Source organism: Aeromonas sp. PS2Canimalfood6 (assembly GCF_048276795.1).
Classification (GTDB): Bacteria; Pseudomonadota; Gammaproteobacteria; order Enterobacterales; family Aeromonadaceae; genus Aeromonas; species Aeromonas caviae.
The window spans coordinates 24,527-44,044 of sequence record NZ_JBLUXC010000037.1 but is presented as its reverse complement, the minus strand read 5'-3'; the positions used below and the strand labels follow the sequence as shown (position 1 = coordinate 44,044).

General features: G+C 64.0%; 15 protein-coding genes. 10 read left to right on the top strand and 5 right to left on the bottom strand.

The genetic code is table 11. The features are described 5' to 3' along the window. Window positions 1-216: 216 nt before the first annotated feature. Entirely contained in the window at window positions 217-1,317 is a 1,101-nt protein-coding gene (locus ACNPAA_RS14720) for a porin (RefSeq protein WP_039040188.1), read from the top strand. Between the two features lie 335 nt (window positions 1,318-1,652). Next, window positions 1,653-2,597, top strand: coding sequence for a chemotaxis protein CheV (locus tag ACNPAA_RS14715; RefSeq protein WP_041212426.1), 945 nt, complete (start codon window positions 1,653-1,655; stop codon window positions 2,595-2,597). Window positions 2,598-2,684: 87 nt separating this feature from the next. Here the strand turns inward: ACNPAA_RS14715 and ACNPAA_RS14710 are convergent, their stop codons facing one another. Next, window positions 2,685-3,293, bottom strand: a complete 609-nt coding sequence (locus ACNPAA_RS14710) for an arylesterase (RefSeq protein WP_039040186.1) — start codon at window positions 3,291-3,293, stop codon at window positions 2,685-2,687. A 57-nt stretch (window positions 3,294-3,350) separates the two neighbouring features. Between ACNPAA_RS14710 and ACNPAA_RS14705 the strand changes: the two genes are divergently transcribed. Beyond that, the gene (locus ACNPAA_RS14705; RefSeq protein ID WP_042016058.1) at window positions 3,351-4,061 is read left to right on the top strand and encodes an ABC transporter ATP-binding protein; all 711 of its coding nucleotides are present in this window, start codon (window positions 3,351-3,353) and stop codon (window positions 4,059-4,061) included. A 64-nt stretch (window positions 4,062-4,125) separates the two neighbouring features. Continuing rightward, window positions 4,126-6,567, top strand: coding sequence for an ABC transporter permease (locus tag ACNPAA_RS14700; protein WP_417891842.1), 2,442 nt, complete (start codon window positions 4,126-4,128; stop codon window positions 6,565-6,567). A gap of 42 nt (window positions 6,568-6,609) precedes the next feature. Here ACNPAA_RS14700 and ACNPAA_RS14695 read toward each other — a convergent pair whose 3' ends face one another. Beyond that, complete coding sequence (locus tag ACNPAA_RS14695) at window positions 6,610-7,515, bottom strand: TIGR01777 family oxidoreductase (RefSeq protein ID WP_417891841.1); 906 nt, start codon at window positions 7,513-7,515, stop codon at window positions 6,610-6,612. A 245-nt stretch (window positions 7,516-7,760) separates the two neighbouring features. On the opposite strand from ACNPAA_RS14695, the gene ACNPAA_RS14690 reads away from it, so the two are divergent. After that, window positions 7,761-9,302 (top strand): cyclic diguanylate phosphodiesterase, encoded by a 1,542-nt coding sequence (locus ACNPAA_RS14690; RefSeq protein WP_039040184.1) that lies wholly within the window; start codon window positions 7,761-7,763, stop codon window positions 9,300-9,302. A 64-nt stretch (window positions 9,303-9,366) separates the two neighbouring features. On the opposite strand, the gene ACNPAA_RS14685 is transcribed toward ACNPAA_RS14690, so the two are convergent. After that, a complete protein-coding gene (locus ACNPAA_RS14685; RefSeq protein ID WP_103243655.1) occupies window positions 9,367-10,548 on the bottom strand; it encodes a PLP-dependent aminotransferase family protein in 1,182 nt (393 codons plus the stop codon). 199 nt (window positions 10,549-10,747) lie between these two features. Continuing rightward, window positions 10,748-11,815 carry a M28 family metallopeptidase gene (locus ACNPAA_RS14680; protein WP_408809214.1) on the bottom strand — a complete coding sequence of 356 codons (1,068 nt, stop codon included), beginning with the start codon at window positions 11,813-11,815 and terminating at the stop codon, window positions 10,748-10,750. A 260-nt stretch (window positions 11,816-12,075) separates the two neighbouring features. On the opposite strand from ACNPAA_RS14680, the gene trmB reads away from it, so the two are divergent. From trmB to ACNPAA_RS14655, 5 genes are all read left to right on the top strand, one after another. Next, window positions 12,076-12,789 carry a tRNA (guanosine(46)-N7)-methyltransferase TrmB gene (trmB, locus tag ACNPAA_RS14675; protein ID WP_010675501.1) on the top strand — a complete coding sequence of 238 codons (714 nt, stop codon included), beginning with the start codon at window positions 12,076-12,078 and terminating at the stop codon, window positions 12,787-12,789. A 26-nt stretch (window positions 12,790-12,815) separates the two neighbouring features. Next, complete coding sequence (locus tag ACNPAA_RS14670; protein WP_039040181.1) at window positions 12,816-13,148, top strand: YggL family protein; 333 nt, start codon at window positions 12,816-12,818, stop codon at window positions 13,146-13,148. A 96-nt stretch (window positions 13,149-13,244) separates the two neighbouring features. Beyond that, window positions 13,245-14,165: a glutaminase B gene (gene glsB / locus ACNPAA_RS14665; protein WP_010675499.1), complete on the top strand. Its 921-nt coding sequence runs from the start codon at window positions 13,245-13,247 to the stop codon at window positions 14,163-14,165. A gap of 38 nt (window positions 14,166-14,203) precedes the next feature. Next, window positions 14,204-15,487 (top strand): rhodanese-like domain-containing protein, encoded by a 1,284-nt coding sequence (locus ACNPAA_RS14660; RefSeq protein ID WP_408795032.1) that lies wholly within the window; start codon window positions 14,204-14,206, stop codon window positions 15,485-15,487. Between the two features lie 183 nt (window positions 15,488-15,670). Then, window positions 15,671-15,877, top strand: coding sequence for a YgdI/YgdR family lipoprotein (locus ACNPAA_RS14655; RefSeq protein ID WP_041215736.1), 207 nt, complete (start codon window positions 15,671-15,673; stop codon window positions 15,875-15,877). A 55-nt stretch (window positions 15,878-15,932) separates the two neighbouring features. Here the strand turns inward: ACNPAA_RS14655 and ACNPAA_RS14650 are convergent, their stop codons facing one another. Then, on the bottom strand, window positions 15,933-19,493 hold the full coding sequence (locus ACNPAA_RS14650; RefSeq protein WP_323938469.1) for an ATP-binding cassette domain-containing protein: 3,561 nt from the start codon (window positions 19,491-19,493) through the stop codon (window positions 15,933-15,935). Window positions 19,494-19,518: the final 25 nt, after the last annotated feature.

Below are 19,518 nucleotides of genomic sequence, written 5' to 3'. Positions count from 1 at the left end.
CGTGGTGCAATCAGGCCGCCCGATGAAGCAGGAACCCGGTACTGCGCGAGCAGCTATCACCCAGTAATGGGAATCCCCCTCCTGTGACGCGAAGCGCTAAGGTGGGGGAGGATGTCAACAAGGTTTCCGGATCTACCTTAGGCCATCGGCACATCAACCGATCATCACGACCGAACTCTGGTCTGACAGAGAGTGCTTACACCTGAGGAAAGAACAATGAAAAAGACAGCATTGACGATGGCCATCTCCAGCCTGCTGCTGGCCGGTGGTGCACAGGCCGCCAACGTTTACGATCAGAATGGTACCAAACTGGACATCGGCGGCCGCGTCAACGGCATGTACTACGGCACCGATGACAATGCCACCGAAGGCGATGCCAGCTACCTGCGTCTGCACATCGCAGGTGAAACCAAGGTTGACGAGGATCTGACCGCGTTCGGCTTCGCCGAGTACAACCTGCCGGTCTCCGGTTCTGACAACGACGAGCTGCGTTACGCCTATGCGGGCATCAAGCACGATCGCTTCGGTGCCTTCAGTTACGGTCGCCAGGACGGTCTGTTCACCAAGGCGGTGAACAACTACACCGACGTGCTGCCGGAGTGGGGTGGTGATGGTCTGGGCAAGGACACCGAGGTGTTCGGCACCGGCCGTACCAACGGCCTGGCACAGTACATGTACAACTGGCAGGGGCTGACCCTGGGTGCCCAGTTCACCGGCAACAACGACCCGCAGAACGCGAGCCGCAGCGAGCGCGTCGGTCCGAACAGCACCTGGAGCCCGAAAGGTTCTTCCGAGGGGTATGCCCTCTCTGCCAACTATGACTTCAACATGGGCCTGAGCCTGGGTGCCGCCTACAACCAGGCTGGCAAGACCGACGAGCAGGCCGAGAACGTGAGCTTCGGCGGCGACAACGACGCCAAGCTGTTCGGGGTGGGCGCCAAGTATGCCGTCGGCAACCTCTACATGGCCGCCACCTACTCCCACGGTGAAGATCACCTCTTCGTGGACACCGGCTCCATGCGCGGTTACGCCGAGAAGATGGATGGCTACGAAGCGGTCGTGCAGTACAACATCACGCCGAAGTTCAAGCCCTCTCTGGCCTACCTGCGTACCGACGTGAAGGACAGCGCTCACGGCATCGATGACACCGCGACCGAATACGTCTCCGTGGGTGCCTGGTACAACTTCACCGACAACTTCAATGCCTACGTGGACTACAAGATCAACCTGCTGGACGAAGTGGGTTCCACCGGCAAGAACAGCCTGAACAAGTCCACCGACGACATCGTCGCCGTGGCCCTGCAGTACAACTTCTAAGTCGTCCCGGACGCACTGCACATCCCAGGACCGGCCCATGTGGCCGGTCTTTTTGTTGCTGGCGGACCGCGCTGGATGACAAGAGCGGCACGCCGGGGTTCAGCAATGCCCCTGTGTGGTCGATACCCTTGTTGTCGGGGCCGGTGCGTGGCTGTGCTTGCCATGAGGCAGTGATGGGGCGATGATCACGCCCCGTGGTCAAGATCCTATCTTTCCTCGACGCTTTTCATTATTTCTATATAGGCTTGCGTTGTCCCGACAGGGAAAGCGGGGCTGGTTGGCATGTCGCAGCTCCGGTGCGGGGCAATTTCGGGAAATGGACGTAAGGGCGTTATATGGCGAGCATATTGGATTCAGTGGATCAACGTACCCAGCTTGTAGGGGAGAATCGCCTGGAACTGCTGATGTTCCGTTTGGGTGCCCAGCAACTGTTTGCGATCAACGTCTTCAAGGTGCGGGAAGTGGTCAAGCTGCCCCATCTGAACAAGATGCCGGGGTCCCACCACAACATCAGCGGTGTCGCCAACATTCGCGGCGTCTCCATCCCCGTCATCAACCTGCGCGGTGCCATCGGGATGCGTCCCATGGCCATCGATCAGGAGTCCAACCTCATCATCACCGAGTACAACCGCACCATTCAGGGGTTCCTGGTGGGGCAGGTGGCCCACATCGTCAACATGACCTGGAAGGACATACTGCCGCCGCCCCGTTCGGCGGGTCGTGCCAACTACCTCACCGCCATCACCCGCATCCCGGAAGGGGGTGTCGACCAGATCGTCGAGATCATCGACGTGGAGAAGGTGCTGGCGGAGATCATCACCTATGACGTGCGCATCTCGTCCGAGGTGCTGGACGAGGAGATCCTGCCCCAGATGCAGGGACGCCGGGTGCTCATCGTCGATGACTCCAGCACGGCCCGCAACCAGGTGCGCGAGACCCTCGCCCAGCTCGGGCTCGAGGTCATCGAGTGCCAGGACGGCTTGCAGGCCCTCAAGTTGCTCAAGGGGTGGTGCGATGCGGGCAAGAAGGTGACCGACGAGATCATGCTGATGATCACGGACGCCGAGATGCCGGAGATGGATGGTTATCGCCTGACTCACGAGGTGCGCAGCGATCCGCGCATGTCCGATCTCTTCATCACCCTTAATACCTCCCTGAGCGGCAACTTCAACGAGGCCATGGTCAAGAAGGTGGGGTGTGATCGCTTCATCTCCAAATTCCAGCCCGACTTGCTGGTGGACGTGGCCCAGCAGCGGATGCGGCAGATCCTGGGCCGTTGAACCCGGCACGCCGAACCATGAAAAAGCCCCCGCCATGCGGGGGCTTTTTGCTGGGCAAGGGGAAGGGCCAGGGGCCCGGCCACCGGGCTATTGTGTCAGCAGAGGCTCGACAAAGCGGGCGACCTTGTCGCGGATCCGGGGCTGGGCGGCGGCCGTCGGGTGCAGTCCATCGTTCATCATGAGTTCAGGGCGCAGCACAATATCATCCAGAAAGAAGGGCATCAGCGGCAGGTCGTTGGCCTTCGCAAGATCCGGGAAGATCTGCTCGAACTGTTGCAGATAGCGCGCCCCATAGTTGCGGGGCAGCAGGATCTGGGTCAGCACCGTCTTCGCCTGGTGCGCCCGGGTGAGCTCGATCATCTTGGTCAGGTTGGCCCGGGTGATGGCGGGAGCAAAGCCCCGCAGCCCGTCGTTGGCGCCGAGTTCGATCAACACCCAGTCCGGTTTGTGGGTTTCGAGCAGGGCGGGCAGGCGGGCCAGGCCGCCCTGGGTCGTTTCACCGCTGATGCTGGCATTGATGAGGGTGTGTTCTCCCCCCTGCTGTTGCCACTTTTCATTGAGCAGGGCAGGCCAGCTCTGTTCGGCCTGCATCTGGTAGCCGGCGCTCAGGCTGTCGCCCAGTACCAGCAGGGTCTGGGCCTGGACGGACGCTGCCCAGCAGCACAGGCAACTCACGGCAAACAAGAGACGCATCATGCAGTCAACTCCCACGTTCTATTGTCATTACAGGTTCAGGCAAACAGGATACCCAAGATGAGTTCAACGCCCATTATCGCCGTCAGGGGGCTCGGTAAAACCGTTCGCCTCGGTCAGGAAAGCCTCACCATCCTTGAAGGGATCGATCTGCAAGTCAATACCGGCGAGACGCTGGCGCTGGTCGGTGCGTCCGGTTCCGGCAAGTCCACTCTGCTCGGTTTGCTGGCCGGTCTCGATCTGCCGAGCAGCGGCGAGATAGAGATCCTCGGCCACTCCCTCACCCGGCTGGACGAGGAGGGACGCGCCAGGCTGCGGGCCGAGCAGGTGGGGTTCGTGTTCCAGTCGTTCCTGCTGCTGCCCACCCTGAGCGCCCTGGAGAACGTCATGTTGCCGGCCGAGCTGCGGGGGGAGACCGACAGCGAGCCCCGTGCCCGGGAGCTGCTGGCCCAGGTCGGTCTGGGAGAGCGGTTGCACCACCTGCCGCCGCGCCTCTCCGGCGGCGAGCAGCAGCGGGTCGCCATTGCCCGTGCCTTCATGACCCGCCCCAGCCTGCTGCTGGCGGACGAGCCCACCGGCAACCTCGACAGCAAGACCGGGGAGACGGTGATCGAACTGCTGTTTCGTCTCAACCGCGAGCACAACACCACCCTGGTGGTGGTGACCCATGACCATGAGCTGGCCCAGCGCTGCCAGCGGCAGCTGGTGATGTCAGCCGGGCGGCTGGAGGCACAGGCTGTCATGGCGGCCAGGGTGGGAGAGCTGTCATGAGTCAGTGGAGACAGAGCTGCACCAGGGGATCGCTGGCAGCAGCATGGACGGTGAGGGAGGCGTCATGAGTCAGTGGCGACTGGGATTGAAGCTGCTGCGCCGGGAAGGGTTCAGTGGCGAGCTGCGCTGGTTTGTGCTGGCGCTGGCGCTGAGCGTCGCCTGCGTGCTCAGCGTGGCTCTGGTGGCGGATCGGCTGGATGCGGGGCTCAAGGCCTCCGGGCGGGATTTCATCGGAGGGGACAGGGTGCTGCGCTCCGCGACGCCGGCACCGGCAGAGTGGCTGGCGCAGGCGCATCAGGAGGGGCTTGCCGTGCAGACCACGGTCAGCTTCAACAGCATGCTGTTTCACGGCGATACCCTGCAACTGGCCTCCATCCGCGCCGTGCCCGGGGATTTTCCCTTCTACGGCAAGCTGGAGCTCACTCCCCAGCGCGCCCCGGCGCCCGGCGAGATCTGGCTCTCCGCCAGGGTGATGCAGCTGCTCGGCGCCAAGGTGGGGGAGGTACTCGAGGTCGGCAACACTCGGCTGACGGTGGCTGGGGAGTTGGGCCAGGAGCCGGATCAGGGGTTCAGTCCCTTCCAGATGGCGCCAAGGGCCTTGATCCACAGCGCCGATATCGAGGCGACCGGGGCCCTGCTGCCGGGCAGTCGCCAGCAGTGGCGCTATCTCGTCAAGGGGCCCCGCGACGCCATCGCCCGCTATGAGGCCTGGCTCAACCCCAGGCTGAGCGCCGGGCAGAAGCTCGTCAAACCCGACGATCAGGGTACCCAGGTGGGGAAATCCCTGGGCAATGCCGAGCGCTTCTTCCGTCTGGCATCCCTTGCCGGCGTGCTGCTCGGCGCCCTGGCCATGGGGATAGCGGTGCGCCATTTCGCCGAGCGCCAGACCAACATGGTGGCCCTGCTCAAGACCCTGGGGGCCTCACGGCGCACCCTGTGGCAACTGATGGGCACCCTGCTGTTCTCCCTGACCCTGGTGGGGGCCCTGATGGGGCTGGTGGCGGGCAGCGCCATGCAGTGGCTGACCCTGAACCTGCTGGGGGAGCTGCTGCCTGCGGATCTGCCGCCCCCCTCCTGGCGACCCTTCGCCCTGGGCCTCGCGGTCGCCTTCTTCATCACCCTGATGCTGGCGTTCGTTCCCTTCCTGAGGCTGCTCAAGGTACCGCCGCTGCGGGTGCTGCGCCGGGAACTGGAGGCGGGGATCCCCCCCTGGCTGACGGTGCCCGTGGGGCTCATCGGGCTGTTTGCCCTGGTGTGGGGCTTTACCGCCGACATCAGGCTGGCCTGCGGGCTCATCGGTGGCATGGGGGTGTTGATGGCGCTGCTGGCCCTGCTCGCCTCCGTGCTGCTGCGTCTTGGCAGTCGGCTCAAGGGGCCCCATGCCCTGCGCCTGGCCATCAATCACCTCTCCCGTGAGCGGGGCAGTGGTCTGTTCCAGCTGGCGGGTTTCGCCCTGGCCCTGATGCTGTTCGGGCTGCTGTGGGCAGCGCGGGTCGATCTGCTGGAGGATTTTTCCACCCGGTTGCCTGCCGATGCCCCGAACCGCTTCCTGGTCAATGTGGCGGACAGCGAGCGGGAAGGGATCCTGGCCGATCTGCACCAGGCCGGGGCCATGACCTCGGACTTCTACCCCATGGTGCGCGGGCGCCTGACCCGTATCGCCGGTGAGGCGGTGGGGGAGGATGCGGCGCGGGAGGGGGTGGACAGAGAGCTCAACTTCACCACCACATCGGCCCTGCCCGCCGACAACAAGGTCACTGCCGGTCAATGGCTGGCCGGCAAGGGGGAGGTCTCCGTCGACGAGGCGCTGGCGGGACGGCTCGGCATCGCGCTCGGAGACGTGCTCGGCTTCACCATAGAGGGGCGGGCGTTCGAGGCCAGGGTGACCAGCCTGAGGTCCATCAAGTGGGACAACATGAGGCCGAACTTCTACATGATCTTCTCGCCGGACGTGTTGGCCCCCTTCTCCCAGACCTGGCTCGGCAGCTATCGTCTGCCGCCTGAGGGGCGAGGGGCAGAGGTGGAACTCATCCGCCGCCACCCCACGGTGAGCCTCATCGATGTGGAGGATCTGATAGGCCGCCTCACCCTGGTCTCCGATCAGGTGAGCCGCGCCCTGGGGTTGATGCTCGGGCTGGTGACGGTGGCCGCCCTGCTGGTGCTGCTGACCCAGACCCAGGCCGGCATGGCCCATCGGCGCCGGGAGCTGCTGCTGATGCGCACCTTGGGGGCGGGCAGCGCCCTGCTCGAGAAGATGCTGCGCTGGGAGCTGGTGGCGAGCGGTGCCCTGGCAGGGCTCTGCGCCGCCATGGTGGTGGAGCTCTGCTCCTTCGGTCTGCAGTGGTGGTGGGAGGGGGCGCAGTGGCAGTTCCACTGGGCCATCTGGGTTGCACTCCCCCTGCTTGGGGCCGTGCTGGTGACCCTGGCCGGACAGGGCATGCGCCGCCAACTGCTGGCGGGTACCCTGAGCGACCGGCTCAGGGGGTTGGGGCAGGGGCTGCTCTGATGGCTCGACACATCCCGACCTAGGTCGGGATGCGTCACTGGGTCAACGGGGTGAGTGCAGCAGATTGTCCAGAGCGCCGGGCAGGGCCGGGAAGCTGAAGTGAAAACCGGCCTGCTGCAAGCGGGCGGGCAGCGCGTGCTGTCCGGTGAGCAGCAGATCCGCCGCCTCTCCCATCAGGAGTCGCAGGAGGGGGGCCGGTACGAAGAAGAGGTGCGGGCGATGGAGCGTGGCGGCCAGGGTCTCGCTGAATCGGCGATTGCTGACCGGTTGCGGGGCCGTGCCGTTGAAGATGCCGTCACACTCGCCGTGCTCGATGAGAAACAGCATGGCCCGCACCAGATCCTGCACGTGGATCCAGCTCATCATCTGGGTGCCGCTGCCCATGGGGCCGCCGAGGCCGAGGCGGTAAGGGGGCAGCATCCTGGGCAAGGCGCCCCCCTCCATGCCGAGTACCAGGCCGATGCGCAGGATGCAGACCCGGGTCCGGGGCCCGCGGGCCTGCAGGGCCAGTTGCTCCCAGCGCTGGCAGAGCCGGTGGGTGAACTCGTCGTGGGGCTGGTCGAACCCTTCATCCAGCGGCTCGTCCCCCTGACGGCCATACCAGCCGATGGCGGAGGCGTTGAGCAGCAGCCTGGGGGGGCGGTTGGAGAGCTTGACGAGATCCACCAGCTGTTCGGTCAGCAGCCAGCGGCTGTTGCAGAGCAACTGCTTGCGGGACTCGCTCCAGCGTCCGGCGGCGATGGGTTCGCCGGCCAGGTTGATGACGATGTCCACGTCATTGAGGTGATCCAGCCTGTCCAGACTGTCCAGCAGGGTGACATCGTGGCCGAGCAGCTCGTAGGCCCGGCTGCCCTGGCGGGTCAGCACGACGACTTCGTGCGCCACCTTGAGGTGTGCCACCAGACGGCGGCCGATAAACCCCGTGCCCCCCGTGATCAGTATCTTCATGTCCTGCCTCCCTGACGCTCTAGGGTCTACTCTAGAGCCTGGGTGCCCGATGGACAAGCTCCTGTTTTTATGAGCATTATGATTTTTGTCTCCCAAGACGCCGCCCCCTTTGTCCACGGGGTTGCCGGGCTTTGCGACCACGGGGGGCGCCGTGGCGCGGCGGTATCAGGGGCTCATTCCGGCTTGCCAAACGGGCGCCAGCGGGTAAACTCGAGCGCTTTTTCGCCATGTTCATGAGGGCCGTTATGCCATTTCGACGTTTGAAGGTGCGTCAATTCTATGTCCGGCTGCTCTGTGCCTTGCTGGCCGGTCTGTTGCCCATGCTCCTTGGGCTCGTCATCGTCATCTGGCAGACCGCCACCGGCGTGAAACAGGATGCGGTGGCGCGCCTGGAACATGCCAGGGTCATGTTCGACCGCACTCTGGACAATGCCCAGTTGGCGGCGTCGGCCCTCACCGGCAGCCTGGGCAGGCCCTGTCTCGAGGTGGTGCAGGGGCTCAGGGATCAGGTGGCCACGGTGCCGGATGTGCGCAGCGTCAACCTGGCCAGGGGGGATCGGATCTACTGCTCTTCTCTCTATGGCCCGGTCGATGGCGGCATCAAACTGGATGACTATGTCGGGGGCAGGCTCGACCTGATGAAGGGCAACCCGGTCACCCCGAATCGCCCCCTCATCGCCTACCGGGAAGAGGTGGGCGAGTTCAGCGTGCTGGTGGGGGTCGACGGCTACTACCTGCTCAACATCCTGGACATGCTGAGCCGCAACTCCCCACTGGGGCTGGTGGTCGGCAACGAGATGCTGCTGCGAAACAGCGAACTCACCGACAAGCTGATCCCCAAGGATCGCAATGGCTATCTCGAACAGGTCTCGACCAGGTACCCGTTCAAGGTAGTGACCACGGTGTCGGTGGATGAGTACCGTGCCCACATCTGGGACTACTCCAAGGTGGGCGTCATTATTTATCCTTTGCTGAGCCTGCTGCTCGGGGTGGCGGTCTTCTGGCTGATGGGCCGTTCGACGTCGCCGGCCCAGGAGCTGAAACGGGCACTCTCCCAGCAGGAGTTCATCCCCTATCTGCAACCCGTGGTGAACGGGGAGGACGGCCAATGGAGCGGTTGTGAGGTGCTGATGCGCTGGCAACACCCCCGTCAGGGGATGATCTCGCCGGATCGCTTCATTCCCCTGGCAGAGGACAGTGGTCTCATCGTGCCCATGACCCGGCTGCTGATGGCGCAGGTGCGCGAACAGTTTGCGGGCAAGGCGCACCATCTGCCGCGAGGGTTCCACTTCGGCTTCAACATCAGCGCCAGCCACTGCAAGGATCTGAGCCTGGTGGAAGATTGCCGGGATTTCATCAACGCCTTCAAGGGAAATCCCATCAAGCTGGTGCTGGAGCTGACCGAGCGCGAGCTCATCGTGGCGGACGAGACGACGGACCGGCTCTTTGCCGAGCTCCATGCCCTCGGGGTCTTCATCGCCATCGACGATTTCGGCACCGGCCACTCCAGCCTGACCTACCTGCAGACCTTCCAGGTCGACTTCCTCAAGATCGATCAGAGCTTCGTCGGCATGATTGGGTCGGACGCGCTCTCCAGCCACATCGTGGAGAACGTCATCGATCTGGCGACCCGGCTCGGTCTGCAACTGGTGGCGGAAGGGGTGGAGAATCAGGTGCAGGCCGACTATCTGAAGGCCCGCGAGGTGACCTTCCTGCAAGGCTATCTGTTTGGCAGGCCCATGCCCATGAAGGAGTTTGTCAGCCAGCTGGCCGGGCAGGGGCGCTGAGAGGAAAGCGCGAGGCAAAAAAAAACCAGCGACCGGGTCGCTGGTTTTTTTATGGCCGGATGGCTCAGAGCATGCGGGCCAGGGCGCGGCACAGACGCTGAACACCCTCTTCCGTGGTCGCCTCATCCACACAGGAGAAGCTCAGGCGCAGGGTGTTCTGGATCTCGGGGCGCACATAGAAGGGGGCGCCGGGCACGAAGGCAACCTTCTCCTTGATGGCCTCGTCGAACAGGGCCATGGCACTGACGCTGGGCGGCAGGGTCAGCCAGAGGAACATGCCCCCCTCGGGCCGGGTGTAGCTGACGCCGGGCGGGCAGTGGCGCGTCAGGGCGGCTTCCATGGCGGCACGCTGGCGACCATAGACCTCCTTGATCTTCTCCAGGTGAGCGTCGAGGGAGTTGTCGGTCAGGAAGCGGTGCAGCACCTGCTGGCTGAAGGCGTTGCTGTGCAGGTCGGTGGCCTGCTTGGCGATGGTGACCTTCTTGCGCAGCCAGTCCGGCACCACCATCCAGCCCAGGCGGAAGGCGGGCACCACCGTCTTGGAGAAGGACCCGAGCAGCACGGTGTTGTGGGGGGCCAGCTTGGCGATGGGAGGGAGGTGTTCCCCCTCGAAGCGCAGCTCGCCATAGGGGTCGTCTTCCACCATCAGCAGATCGTGGCGCACCAGGCGCTCCGCCAGGGCTTCCCGGTTGGCGCGGCTGTAGGAAACACCGCTCGGATTCTGGAAGTTGGGCACGCCGTAGAGCAGCCTGGCGCTGGAGCCCTGCTCCAGCAGCGCATCCAGCGCGGCCAGATCCAGCCCCTCTTCCGCCAGGGTAATGGGCTTGAAATTCGGTTGATAGACGGAGAACGCCTGGATGGCGCCAAGGTAGCCCGGCTCTTCGATGATGAGATCCTGCCCCTCGTTCACCAGCACCTTGCCCAGCAGATCCAGCGCCTGCTGGGAGCCGCTGGTGATGAGGATGTTGTCAGGATTGACGGCCATGCCGTGGCGGCTCAGGTAGCGATCGGCGATGAACTGGCGCAGCGGGGCAAAGCCCTCGGTGGTGGCGTATTGCAGCGCGGCGGCTCCCTGCTCGCGCAGCACGTCCTGGCACGCTTGCTCGATGGCCTTGACCGGGAACAGATGGGGGTTGGGCAGGCCGCCGGCGAAGGAGATGATCTCCGGATTGGCGGCAACTTTGAGGATTTCGCGGATAAAGGAAGGCTCGACCTTCTCGAAGCGCTGGGCAAAAAACGGCTGCATAGGGTTCTCTCTGACTAGGTGGCGGTCGCTCCATTCAACCGCCAGGTTATCCGTTTGTATCAGATTTCAGAAATGAGGCAATGGCTGTCACAAAAATCCATAAAAAAGGGCAGGTTTGGCACCTGCCCGAATTTTATCGTCCCGACCCCGGTCAGGGGCGCAAAAACCCCTGTCAGGGGGGCATCGGGCGGGATGGGGGTCAGAGCCCCGGCGTCTTGAGGAAGCGGATCATCAGGTCGGTATTGGCCCCGAGCTGCTGCTCAATCCGGCCCGGGAAGAGCTCGGCCATCTTGTCGAGGCGATCATGCTCCGTGTGCCAGATCTTGCCCCACTGGGTCTCGCTGTCCCGGTCGCAGGCGCTCTTGGTGGCGTCGTCGTAGCAGTCCCACAGCGCCGGATTGGTGCTTTGGGAGTAGCCGTCATAGCCATCTTCCCCGTTGATGGTGAAGTTGGTGGCCTCCACGTAGGCGATGGGCACCCCCAGGCAGGCAAAGGGGGCATGATCGGACCAGCTGCCGGTCTCCCCTTCCGGGTAGCCGGGGTAGCTCGGGTGGATGGCGAACGGGGTGGCGGTCTGCTGGGAGATGGCCAGCAGGCGATCGCGCACCTTGGGATCGAAGCTGTAGCGGCTCGGGTCGGTGCAGTTGTACTCGGCCACGTCGGAGTGGGCCGAGTGGACATAGACGATGTCACCCCCGGCGATGGTGTCGTAGTTCACCATGGCCAGCAGCTTGGCGACGGCATCGGTGTCGAGACTGGCGGCATAGGCTTTGGATCCGTTGAGGCCGTTCTCCTCGGCGCCGAAGAAGGCGAAACGCACCGTGTAGGGCAGGGTCTCTCCCTTGAGTGCCTCGGCAACCGCCAGCAGGGCGGCGACGCCAGCCCCGTTGTCGGTGGCGCCTTCGGATCCTTTCTTCTCGCCGGTGCTGTCATAGTGGGCACCGATGAGGATCACCCTGTCGCTCTGACCCTTGAGCTCGGCGACGATGTTCTGGGAGGTGCGTTCGGTGCCGCCCCGGGTGTAGGTGAACGGCTGGTTCTGCACCTCGTAGCCCCAACCGGCCAGGTGATCCTGGATCCAGGCGGCGGCGCGGGTTTCGGCCTCGGTGCCTGTGGGACGAGCGCCTATCCCTTCTGCGCCAGAGCTCAGTTGCACCAGAAATTCATGGGCCTGAGCTGCGGGGGCAGGGGGTTGGGAGTCGTTGTCAGAGGGGTTGCAACCGGCCAGCAGGGCAGGCAGGACGAGGGCCAAGAGGGTTTTCTTCATACTGCAATCCTTTGTTGTATATGGTTTTATTTTTCCGCGTCAGGATGAACCTGACGTCCGGCAGATTCTGTGAAGGGGGTGGCATTTGTCAACCTTGTCGGTGGATGTGGGCAGTCCCGGGGGATTTGTTGTGGGAAACACTTGCGCCTTGTGCCTATCTTGGGATAATTCGCTCCCCTGTTTTTGCGAACTGATGCAATAACGAGCGATCCATTTATGTCGGCTCTGTTCCAGAGCGATGCAATAACGAGCAATTTACTATGTCTGTGACCCAAGATGTGTTTAACGAAGACGGCAAGTTCATGCGCAAGATCCGCAGCTTCGTCCGTCGCGAAGGCCGCCTGACCAAAGGGCAGGAGAAGGCCCTGGAAGAGCTCTGGCCGGTCATGGGCATCGATTTCGCACCAGAGCCGCTCGACATGGTGGCCCTGTTTGGCCGCGAGGCACCCGTGGTGCTGGAGATCGGGTTCGGCATGGGCGCCTCCCTGGTGGAGATGGCCAAGAACGCCCCCGAGAAGAACTTCATCGGCATCGAGGTGCACTCTCCGGGTGTAGGCGCCTGCCTTGGCACCGCCCAGGAGGCGGGCGTCACCAACCTGCGCGTCATCTGCCACGATGCGGTGGAAGTGCTGGAGCACATGATCCCGAACGGTTCTCTCTCCTGCCTGCAGCTCTTCTTCCCAGACCCCTGGCACAAGAGCCGCCACCACAAGCGTCGCATCGTGCAGCCTGCCTTTGCCCAGGATATCCGCCAGAAGCTTGCCATCGGTGGCGTCTTCCACATGGCCACCGACTGGGAGAACTACGCCGAGCACATGCTGGAGGTGATGAGCGCCGCCGAGGGGTACGAGAACACCTCCGCCACCGGCAACTGGGTGCCCCGTCCCGACTGGCGCCCCCTGACCAAATTCGAGCAGCGTGGCCATCGTCTGGGCCACGGTGTCTGGGATCTGATTTTCAAACGAGTCAACTGAGTCAACGTATCAACTAAGGAGCTATCATGGCCAACCGTAGCCGCCGTCTGCGTAAGAAACTGCGCGTCGATGAATTCCAGGAAATGGGGTTCGACATCAGTTTCAACTTCCCGGTCGGCACCGCCGAAGAGACCATTGATGCCGTGGTCGATGCGCTGATCGACGAGGTGATTGAGCCTCGCAAGCTGGCCTTCGCCGGCTCGGGTCACCTGGCCTGGGAAGGGATGATCTGCACCCAGCAGCTCGGCAAGTGCACCGACGAAGACCGTTCCGCCGTTCAGACCTGGCTGCAAGGCAAAGGGCTGGAGGCCGTGGTGGTCACCGAGCTGTTCGATCTCTGGTACGGCGAGCCGGCCTGATATCTGACTGCCTCCCGGGCAGATAGAAAATCCCGCCGCCGGCGGGATTTTTGTCGGTGGGCTGGCCCCGCCTCGTTTCACGTCATGGAATAGCCAATGGTGTTGTCATCCGAATTACTGGCCGGCATCCTGGAAGAGGTGCGTCCGCTGCTCGGGCAGGGGAAGGTGGCCGATTACATTCCCGCCCTGGCCCAGGTGCCTGCCGACCGGCTGGGGATCGCGGTCTGTACCGTTGAAGGGGAATTGTTCACCGCAGGTGACGCTTTCGAGCCCTTCTCCATCCAGAGTATCTCCAAGGCCCTGAGCCTCACGCTGGCCTTGACCCTCTATCAGGAGGAGGAGATCTGGGCTCGGGTGGGCAAGGAGCCCTCCGGTCAGCCGTTCAACTCCCTCGTCCAGCTGGAGTTCGAGCAGGGCATTCCCCGCAACCCCTTTATCAACGCCGGTGCCCTGGTGGTGAGCGATCTGCTGGAAACCCGGCTCACCGCTCCTCGCCAACGCACTCTGGAGCTGGTACGCCGCCTGTGCGGCAACCCGGCCATCATGGCGGATCAGGTGGTGGCGCGCTCCGAGTACCAGCACTCCGCCCGCAATGCCGCCATCGCTTATCTGATGAAGGCCTATGGCAACTTCGAGAACGAGGTGGACAAAGTATTGCAGAGCTACTTCAATGCCTGCGCCATCCGCATGAGCTGCGTCGATCTGGCACGAGCCTTCGTCTATCTGGCCAACCGGGGCGTCCCTCTTGGCGAGAGCACGCCCCTGCTGCCAGCCCGGACCACCAAGCAGGTCAATGCCCTGCTCGCCACCTGCGGCCTCTATGACGAGGCGGGCGACTTCGCCTACCGGGTCGGCATGCCGGGGAAATCCGGGGTGGGAGGCGGCATCATGGCGCTGATCCCGGGAGAGCTTTCCATCTGCGTCTGGTCACCCGAGCTCAACAAGGCGGGCAACTCCCTGGCCGGGACGGCGGCGCTGGAGCTGCTGGCCGAGCGCCTGGGCCGCTCCATTTTTTAACTCTCTTCACTATGCATCGAGACGACATCATGAAACGAATGACTGGACTGTGGCGAAGCTGCCTGACCGCCTTGCTGCTCTGGTGTGCCTGGCCCGCGCTGGCCGCCGAGCTGCCCCCGATCTCCCTGGCGGATGCCAAGGGGAAGGAGGCGGTGATCCTGGATACCCGCCCGAGCTATTTCTATCAGGGCTGGCCCATGGACGGGGAGAGGCAGGGGGGCCATGTGGCCGGTGCCGAGCTGCTCTCCGCAGAGTGGAAATACAGTGACGAGGAGTGGCCTGCGGCACTCGCGAGCAAGGGGTTGAAGGCCGACAAACCCGTCGCCCTCTATGGCACCCCTCGCGAGGTGGCCGAGGTGGCCCGTCTGCTGCGCCAGCAGGGCATCAAGCAGCTGTTCGAGCTGCAGGGATGGAAAGAGGCGCCCCGGGAGCACCTGGCACGCTGGCAGCAGCTGGTCCATCCGCTCTGGCTGGCAGACTTGCAGGCAGGCAAGCCGGTCATCGCCGCCCCCAAGGGGGAGTGGAAGGTGTTCGAGGTGGACTGGGGATCCCCCAAGGCCTATCTGCTGAGCCACATTCCGGGAGCCGGCTACATCGATACCAACCGGCTGGAAGGGGAGCCGCTGTGGAACAAGGTCTCTGACGAGGCGCTCAAGGCGCTGCTGCTGGAGAACGGCATCCGTCATGACACCACCGTCATCCTCTATGGCCGCAACACCATGGCGGCGGCCCGTGCGGCCCATCTGATGATGTATGCGGGGGTCGAGGATGTGCGGCTGCTGGATGGCGGGCTGGAGGCCTGGTTCGTGCAGCATCTGCGCACCGAGACCGGGCTGGCCAACAAGTTCACCCCGGCCAAGGAGTTTGGTGTGGCCATCCCGGCCCATCCCGAGTACTACACCACCCTTGACCAGGCCAAGGCCCTGCTCAAGCAGCCGGACGGCGCCCTGGTCAGCGTGCGCACCTGGGACGAGTTCGTGGGCAATACCTCGGGCTACAGCTACATCAAGCCCAAGGGGGACATTCCCGGGGCCAGATGGGGTCATGGCGGGGTGGATGCCAACAGCATGAGCGACTTCCACAACCCGGACGGCACCATGAAGCCCGCCCGCGAGATCCTCGCCATGTGGGACGAGTGGAATATCGAGCCGACCCAGCAGGCCGCTTTCTACTGCGGCACCGGCTGGCGCGCCTCCGAGGCGTTCTTCTACGCCTGGTTGATGGACTGGAAGCGGATCAGCGTCTACGACGGCGGCTGGTACGAGTGGAGCATGGATCCGGCCAACCCCACCGTCACCGGCGAGCGCAAGCCGGGCAAGTAACTAATAATCCAGAGCAGGCCGGACAGATGTCCGGTCTTTCTTTTCTTGATAGATCATTTTCAATGGCTATAGCAGGTGGATTCTTTCTGTGAATCCTGTTGCTGCAATCAAGGTAAACGGGCCATCCGGTTGAGCTAGGCTTCATCTATCACCGCCAGGGTGAGCGTGAAGAAGGGGAGAGTGATGAAAGCTGTGATGATGCTGGTTTGTCTGTTGGGATTGGCGGGGTGCAGCTCCCAATACATCATGAGCACCAAGGATGGCAAGATGATTGCCACCGACAGCAAACCCAGGTTGGACGAGACCACAGGCATGTATCGCTATTACGATGAAGAGGGGAGGGAAGTGCACATCAACAAGGACGACATCACCCAGATCATGGAGCGTTGAGGCTCTTTGCAAGCAACAAGGGCTGCCGGCGGGCAGCCCTTGTTATTCTTGGCGCTCATGCCGTCTGGGGCACCTGACGGTTGACCTGGCCAGCAAACAGCTGGTGGAAGCGGGAGTGGGAGTTGGCCAGCAGGCTCACCGGCGAACCCTGCTCCACCACGGTGCCGGCCTCCATCACCACCACCTTGTCCACCGACAAGAGCGGCTCCAGATGGTGGGCGATCACCAGATAGCTTGCCTCCGGCCGGTAGCGGTAGAGCAGCTCCGCCATCTTGCGCATGCCGCCGTGATCGAGGTCCGAGGTGGCCTCGTCCAGCACGATGAGCGGGCGGCGCGACAGCAGGATGCGGGCGATCACCAGCAACTGGGTCTCGCCGGCGGAGAGTTGCAGCCTGTCGAGATCCTCGTCCAGCCGCCCGGCGCAGCGCTCGGCGAGGCCCACCCGGGCCAGCGCCTGTTCAAGCATGGCGTCCTCATGCTCGGTCAGGGGCGCCAGATTGGCCCGTAAGGAGCCAAAGAAGGTGAGCGGGATCTGGGAGACGGTGTCGTAGAGATCGCGCACCGCCTCCGGTGCAAGTCGTGACAGTGGCTGATTGCCGTAGAAGATCTCCCCCTGGGAGGCGGGATACATGGCCTGCAATACCCCCAGCAGGGAGCTTTTGCCTGCCCCGGTACGCCCGCACACACCCACCTTTTCACCTGGGGCCAGCTCGAAGTTCACCTTGTGCAGTGCCCACTGGCTGGTCTGGGGGTAGCGCAGCCCCAGGTTGTCGAAGCGCACTGCGGGGTGAGGGGTGGCGAGGGCCTCTCCCTCCTGACGTTCGCTCTCTATTTCGCTGTATTCGCGCACCCGCTCTACCGCGTTCATCACCTGTTCCACTTCGGCAAAGGTGCGGATGAGGGAGTTGAGCATGGCGGAAGCGGTAAAGGCATAGGTGATGGCAACCGCCCCCAGCAGCGGGCTGTTGCCAAAGGCCACCATGAGTGCCACGGCCCCCACCAGGGCGGCGGAGAGCAGGGTCTGGTGCATGCCGAGCCAGCGGTTGATGGAGGTGGTGGTGTACCAGCTGCGCAGGTTGTTGTCATAGTGGTGCAGCACCTGGTCCAGCGCGAAACGCTCGGCCCCGGCCAGGCGCAGGGCGGGGGCGCCGCGGATGGTCTCGCTGATGCTGATGTAGAGCGGGGAGCGCAGCACCGAGGACTGGCGCCGCAGCTTGAGTTGCACCGCCCGGTAGCGGCGCTGCAACACATAGAGCGCCCATCCCACCAGGGGGGCGATGAGCAGCAGCAGGGGAATATTGATGCCGATCACCACCACCTGCAAGGCCACGGACACCAGCATGCCGAACAGTCCCACCAGCATGGAGAGCAGCATCTCCTGCGCCTCCCCCAGATCCCGGTCGAAGCGGTTGAGGATGCGCCCCTGGGGGACCTTGTCGAAGAAGGCCATGGGGGCGCGGCTGATGCGTCCCAGCATGCCGTCAAACAGGGTCCAGGCCAGCTTGAGGCCAAGGGTGTAGTTGATGACCCGTACCGCCATGATGCAGGCGAGGGAGCCCGCCCCCAGCAGCACATAGATGCCGAGCAGGGTCGTGACGTCGCTCACTTCGGCCTTGCCGCCGAGCCAGAGATCCGAGGCGATGCGCAGCCCCTCCTGGCCCAGGGAGAGCAGCAGGACGAGCAGGATGGCTCCGGGGGCGGCGAGGCGCTGCCACATGAAGCCAAACAGCCCCCAGTCCACCTTGCCCTCCACCATTTTCTCCTCGCTGAACTGCTCCGCCTCCTGAGGGGGCACCGGCGGGGCGGGCTGAGGATGCTGGACAAGATCCGCCAACTGGTGGGCATCGAGCTCCACCAGGCGCCCCTGCTCGATGCGGATCACCCGATCACACCTGGCCAGCACATCCGGGTCGTGGCTTACCAGGAGCCGGGTCGGCCCCGGCTTGAAGGCGATCCCCTGCTCCAGTACCTGGGCCGCGACCATGGGGTCGAGCGCAGACAAGGGGTTGTCCAGCAGCAGGATATCGGCCCGGGCGTAGAGGGCGCGAGCCAGGGCGACCCGCTGCTGCTGGCCGCCGGAGAGGCGGGTGCCGAGCTCCCCCACCAGGGTTTGATCCCCGTGGCTGAGCAGCGCGAGATCGGCCGTGAGGGCGCAGGCGCCGAGCACCCAACGATAGCGCTCGGCGTGCCAGGACTGGCCGAACAGGATGTTGTTGCGGATGGTGTCGTTCATCAGCCAGGGTTTATGGCCCAGATGGGCAACCCGGCCGTGGCGACGGATGCTGCCGGCAAACTCGCTGTCAAAGCCGGCAACCAGATGCAGCAGGCAGCTCTTGCCCGCCCCGGTGGCCCCGGTGATCCCCACGAGCTCCCCCGGTGCGATGGCGAGGTTGGCTCCCTCGAGCACCGGTTTTTGCTGGTGCAGGGCACTGACGCCTTCCAGGTGGAGGGCCCCCGCCGGCAGGGCGGGATCATCGAGTTCCCGGTGCTGCTCCGGGCTGTTCAGGAACTCGCACAGCCGGTTGAAGCCGGTGTTGAAGTTGATCAGGGTGCGGATGAGGTAGGGCAGTCGCATCATGGGGATGCGCAGCACGGTAAACAGGGCGATGGTGGTGAACACCTGGGGCAGGGTGAGGGTGTTGCCCGACGCCAGGTAGGTGGTGAAGGTGGCCAGGGTCACCAGCAGGGGAGTGCTCAGCATCAGCCCTTCGTTGATGGCATCGAGCCTGAGCACCCGGCCCAGCACCCCCAACTCCTGCTGGCGCTTGGTGTTGGCCGCCCGGGTGAAGAAGGGGCCAAGCCCGTTCTGGCGCACCAGCCGCAGCTTCTTGATGTATTCCGCCAGGATGCCGTTGCGCTCGTCCTGTTGACGCTTGAGCTGCTGCTCCTGCTGGTTCATGCGCCGTACCACCCGGGTGGAAATGAGCAGCAGCAGGGCCAGTACCGCGAAGCCCACCAGACCGGCACTGCCCACCTGCCACACCAGCAGGGCGATGGTGCCGATGAGTTGCAGCGCCATGGTGACCGGCATGGCGGGGTCAGCCAGGATCCAAGTAATGTCCCACACGTCCCGGTTGATGAGGTTCTGAACCCGGCCGCCGGCCCTGTCGTCGAAGCTCTTGCCACCCTGCTTCATTACCTTGGCGAGCAGGGATTCGGCCAGCAGACGGCGGATGGGCACGTGCATCTTGAGGGCCAGTTGCAGGGAGTGCTCCGCCAGCATGCCGGCGGCGAGCACGGAGGCGAACAGGGCCAGGGCCAGCAGCAGCTTGTGGCCGGTGGTGGCATCGGTGCCGAGCTGGGTCATGCTGTGGTTGAGCAGCCAGGGGCTGGTCAGGGTGGCCAGCATGCCGAGCAGTTGCAGCAGGGTGAGCAGGCCAATCCGTCCCTTGTAATGGCGCCAGATAAAGGCGGTCAGGGGCCAGGGGCGCACCGGCTGGCGGGCGGTGAGCGCGAGGAAGGCGTCGGCGCGGCCGTCGCGCCTGTCTTCCGGCAGCAGGGGATAGAGATCGTCGAGACTGACCTGGGGCTGGGTGAGCCCCTTGCGCAGCAGCGGGCCGGTCCAGCGATAGAAGAGGCGACTCAGCCAGCCGGCCGAGATTTCCGGATGATCCAATGGGTGTCCTTGTTGTTTTGTGTTG

What these genes read in the sequence shown, in the direction of transcription:
- ACNPAA_RS14720 (WP_039040188.1), top strand. Translation starts at nt 217, where the DNA reads ATGAAAAAGACAGCATTGACGATGGCCATCTCCAGCCTGCTGCTGGCC.
- ACNPAA_RS14715 (WP_041212426.1), top strand. Translation starts at nt 1,653, where the DNA reads ATGGCGAGCATATTGGATTCAGTGGATCAACGTACCCAGCTTGTAGGG.
- ACNPAA_RS14710 (WP_039040186.1), bottom strand. Translation starts at nt 3,293, where the DNA reads ATGATGCGTCTCTTGTTTGCCGTGAGTTGCCTGTGCTGCTGGGCAGCG.
- ACNPAA_RS14705 (WP_042016058.1), top strand. Translation starts at nt 3,351, where the DNA reads ATGAGTTCAACGCCCATTATCGCCGTCAGGGGGCTCGGTAAAACCGTT.
- ACNPAA_RS14700 (WP_417891842.1), top strand. Translation starts at nt 4,126, where the DNA reads ATGAGTCAGTGGCGACTGGGATTGAAGCTGCTGCGCCGGGAAGGGTTC.
- ACNPAA_RS14695 (WP_417891841.1), bottom strand. Translation starts at nt 7,515, where the DNA reads ATGAAGATACTGATCACGGGGGGCACGGGGTTTATCGGCCGCCGTCTG.
- ACNPAA_RS14690 (WP_039040184.1), top strand. Translation starts at nt 7,761, where the DNA reads ATGCCATTTCGACGTTTGAAGGTGCGTCAATTCTATGTCCGGCTGCTC.
- ACNPAA_RS14685 (WP_103243655.1), bottom strand. Translation starts at nt 10,548, where the DNA reads ATGCAGCCGTTTTTTGCCCAGCGCTTCGAGAAGGTCGAGCCTTCCTTT.
- ACNPAA_RS14680 (WP_408809214.1), bottom strand. Translation starts at nt 11,815, where the DNA reads ATGAAGAAAACCCTCTTGGCCCTCGTCCTGCCTGCCCTGCTGGCCGGT.
- trmB (WP_010675501.1), top strand. Translation starts at nt 12,076, where the DNA reads ATGTCTGTGACCCAAGATGTGTTTAACGAAGACGGCAAGTTCATGCGC.
- ACNPAA_RS14670 (WP_039040181.1), top strand. Translation starts at nt 12,816, where the DNA reads ATGGCCAACCGTAGCCGCCGTCTGCGTAAGAAACTGCGCGTCGATGAA.
- glsB (WP_010675499.1), top strand. Translation starts at nt 13,245, where the DNA reads ATGGTGTTGTCATCCGAATTACTGGCCGGCATCCTGGAAGAGGTGCGT.
- ACNPAA_RS14660 (WP_408795032.1), top strand. Translation starts at nt 14,204, where the DNA reads ATGACTGGACTGTGGCGAAGCTGCCTGACCGCCTTGCTGCTCTGGTGT.
- ACNPAA_RS14655 (WP_041215736.1), top strand. Translation starts at nt 15,671, where the DNA reads ATGAAAGCTGTGATGATGCTGGTTTGTCTGTTGGGATTGGCGGGGTGC.